General features: G+C 75.0%; 3 protein-coding genes and 1 pseudogene. 1 reads left to right on the forward strand and 3 read right to left on the reverse strand.

The genetic code is table 11. The features are described 5' to 3' along the window. Positions 1 to 77: 77 nt before the first annotated feature. Positions 78 to 263: pseudogene (locus E1283_RS34065) on the reverse strand (ferredoxin); the annotation flags it as partial. Positions 264 to 801: 538 nt separating this feature from the next. On the opposite strand from E1283_RS34065, the gene E1283_RS34070 reads away from it, so the two are divergent. Continuing rightward, positions 802 to 1,449 (forward strand): transglycosylase SLT domain-containing protein, encoded by a 648-nt coding sequence (locus E1283_RS34070; protein ID WP_132822035.1) that lies wholly within the window; start codon positions 802 to 804, stop codon positions 1,447 to 1,449. A 138-nt stretch (positions 1,450 to 1,587) separates the two neighbouring features. On the opposite strand, the gene E1283_RS34075 is transcribed toward E1283_RS34070, so the two are convergent. Continuing rightward, a complete protein-coding gene (locus E1283_RS34075) occupies positions 1,588 to 2,445 on the reverse strand; it encodes a hypothetical protein (protein WP_132822036.1) in 858 nt (285 codons plus the stop codon). Beyond that, a complete protein-coding gene (locus E1283_RS34080; RefSeq protein ID WP_132822037.1) occupies positions 2,442 to 3,287 on the reverse strand; it encodes a MerR family transcriptional regulator in 846 nt (281 codons plus the stop codon). Before E1283_RS34080 ends, E1283_RS34075 begins: the two co-directional genes overlap by 4 nt. Between the last annotated feature and the right edge of the window lie 56 nt (positions 3,288 to 3,343).

Genomic DNA, 3,343 nt, shown 5'->3' on the forward strand with positions numbered 1-3,343 from the left:
TCCTTCCTCTGGCCCCCGTCCCTCCGCCGCCCTCCGTCCTTCCGCTGGTCGTGACCCCGCTCGGGAGTCGTCTCCCCGACGGTGATGGCCCCGGCCGGGCAGACGACGGCGGCCTCGCGGACCGCCGCCTCGTGGGCCGGCGCCGGGCGGGGCGCGAGCAGGGCCACGATCCCGTCCTCCTCGCGCTGGTCGAACACCTCGGGCGCCAGGAGCACGCACTGGCCCGAGCCGCAGCACCGGTCCGTGTCGACGGTGACACGCACGGTCGCCACCTCCTCTCCCCGGCCGCTCGGCGGCGGGCCGGGACGTCACGCGACCCGCCGACGTCCGGGCCGTCGAGCCGGCACGGCCGACAGCCCTCGCCCCCGGCCGGCCCGCCTGTCCAGGGAACCGAGCGCCATCTTTTACGTCAAGCGACTGACTTAACACTGACCGATACCGACCACCCCGGGGCCGATTACCTTCCGTTTGACATCCCACACGACGGGCAACGAATGGGGCGCGACGCCCGCCCTCGCTCCTCACGGTGTGCGCCGGCGCGTTCCACGGTGCGTGGCCGCGAAGGGGGGCGGATGTGACCTCGCCGATGAGACGGCCGTCACGTCCGACGGCGGATCGTAGGACGGCGGGGCGCCGGGGCCGCTCGCACCGGCCCGGGCGCGCCGGTCGACCGCGGTTCTCGCGGGTCGGCTTCGTAGGTCACACCTTTGCCTCCGGGCCCCGGGGTTCCTAACACTGGGCCACGTCGCCGCGCATCGGCTCGGCAGACGAATCCCGAACCCCCGCTCGAGAGGTGGATCCATGCCCGCCATCAAGACGACCGTCGCGACCGCGCTGCGCCGCCCGCCGGCGCGGGTGGCCTGCCTCGCGGCCGCCTCGGCGGCCGTGGCTGTCTCCCTGACCCTGCCGGCTCACGCCGCCGACCACGGGTCTGAGGCGACGGCCTCGACCCAGCAGGTGTCGCAGCAGGTGAACGAGACCCAGACGACGGCCACGAAGAGCGACACCCCGAGTGCCGACAGTGGCAGCAAGCCGGTCGACGACCCGGGCCGTGGCGCCCAGTTCGACAACGACGGCCGACTGATCCCGATCGCCCGTGAGGACCAGCCCAAGGCGAAGCCCGCGAGCGACGACCAGATCGACGAGTGGATCAACGACGCGCTGCAGGTCATGAACGAGAACGACATCCCGGGTACCTACGACGGCATCTACAAGAACCTGATGCGTGAGTCCTCGGGTGACCCGTACACGATCAACATGTGGGACACCAACGCCCAGGAGAACATCCCGTCCAAGGGCCTGCTGCAGGTCATCGACCCGACCTTCGACCAGTACCACGTGAACGGCACCAAGGACGACGTCTACGACCCGGTCGCCAACATCGTCGCGGCCTGCAACTACGCCGCCGACCGGTACGGCTCGATGGACAACGTGAACCACGCGTACTGATCCGGACGACGCCCGACCGCGACACCGACGCCCCGCCGGCATCCGCCGGCGGGGCGTCGTCGTGCCGCCCGGGCGGGGCCGTGCGCGGCGCGACCGCGTGGCCCCTCCCCTCGCGGGGGCCACGCGGTCACGGGCGTCTCAGGCCCGGTCCAGGCCCGCGTGGGCGCGGAGCGCGGCGACGGTGGCCGCCGGGTCCTCGGCGTAGAGACGGAACGCACCGGCCCTGGCCCGGCGGCCCAGGGGCCGGGTGAAGTCGACCGGCTCGGTCAGCTCCACGGTGACCGTGGTCTGGCTGCCCACGGCGAGCTCGGCGACGCCGTCCGCGTCGACGGCGCCCGGGCGGGTGCCGGGGAAGCGGCGGTCGACCCGGGCCGCGAGGACGCGCCCGGCCGGGATCCGGACGTCCAGCAGCGCGCCGTAGCGCAGCCGCAGCGAGCCGTCGGCGCCGACCACGTGCGGGCGGACCACGCAGGAGGCGTGCAGCGCGATCACGAAGTAGACCCCCCAGACGCCGACGACCAGGGTGATCAGGTGCACCACGGGCCACGGCACGAGCAGCGCGAGGACCACCGTCTCCAGCACGGAGGCGAAGAGGAAGCAGAACATGACGGCGGCCTGCCCGGAGGCGTACGGCACCGGCACGTCGCCCTCCCGCACGCCGTGCGGCCCGCGGCGGGTGATCCAGCGCAGGAAGCTGGTCGACAGGTGGATCTCGTGCGCGGTGAGCCGCCGCACCGCGGCCGGCACGGTGTCCGCGACGGCGGCGCCGAGGGCCTGGCGCCGGCCCAGGCCGGCGCGCCGGTGCCGGCGGTGGTCGAGGGCCAGCAGCGTGCCGGTGGCCACCAGCACGGCGAGCACGGCCAGCTCCACGGCCAGCCGCGCCGCCGGCGGGATCCGCACCCCGGCCAGCACGCAGACCACCAGCGCCAGCTCACCGGGCAGCAGCGCGGCGAGCGACCAGCGCACCACCCGGCGTAGCGGCCTCGGCCCGGTCACCGGTCCGGCTCCCGCGGGTCCGGCTCCCGCGGGTCCGGCTCCTGCGGGTCCGGCTCCCGCAGCAGTTCGACGGCCCGCCGGACGGCCGCCGCCTGGGCCGGCGTGAACTCGGCGAAGAACGCCTCGGCGAGGCCGCCGCCCAGGTTCTCCGGCGACAGGTCGTGGGGCGGCGTGAGCGCCTCCCGCACGCCGTCCGGGATGCCGTCGGCGATGGCCCGCGCCGTCCGCTCGACCCGGGGGTCGTCCTCGGCCGCGTCCGCCAGCTCGTCGAACCGCGCGTAGACCTCGTAGGCGCGGGTGACGGCCTCGGGCCCGGTGCTCAGCGCGGCCATCAGCCCGTCGAGCCAGCCGCGCTCCCCGCTCGGCGGGAAGCCGGTCTCCAGCATGGCGAGCAGCTCGCGCTCCCGCGCCGCCCACGCCGGCTCGGGGCCGCCGCGCTCGGCCGACGCGCGGGCCATGTCGTCGAAGAGGGCGGCGAGCTCCGGGGAGACCGGCGCCTCGGCGACGCTGCCGCCCCGCTCCGCCTGCCGCAGCAGCTGGGCGAGGCGGGCGCGGCGCCGCCGGATGTCGGCGTCCTGGCGGGCCAGGTCGGCGTCGAGCTCGGCGAGCACCTCGACCAGGTCCTTCCCGGCGTCCTCGGCGAGCACGTCGCGGACCTCGTCGAGGCTCAGCCCGAGGTCCCGCAGGCGCCTGACCCGGGCGAGCTCCACCGCGTCACGCAGCGTGTAGTCGCGGTAGCCGTTGGGATGTCGCGCCGGCTCCGGCAGCAGGCCGATGCGGTGATAGTGCCGCACGGCGCGTGGGGTGACGCCGACGATGTCGGCGAGTTCTCCGATCCGCATGACTCCAGTGGAAACGTTGTCGCCGCGACAAGGTCAAGGGGTGCGGGGGTCGGGGG

The organism is Streptomyces hainanensis, from assembly GCF_004348415.1.
Taxonomy (GTDB): Bacteria; Actinomycetota; Actinomycetes; order Streptomycetales; family Streptomycetaceae; genus Streptomyces; species Streptomyces hainanensis.

Bases quoted from the DNA above. Each gene is read 5' to 3' on its own strand.
- E1283_RS34070 (WP_132822035.1), top strand. From the start codon at position 802: ATGCCCGCCATCAAGACGACCGTCGCGACCGCGCTGCGCCGCCCGCCG.
- E1283_RS34080 (WP_132822037.1), bottom strand. From the start codon at position 3,287: ATGCGGATCGGAGAACTCGCCGACATCGTCGGCGTCACCCCACGCGCC.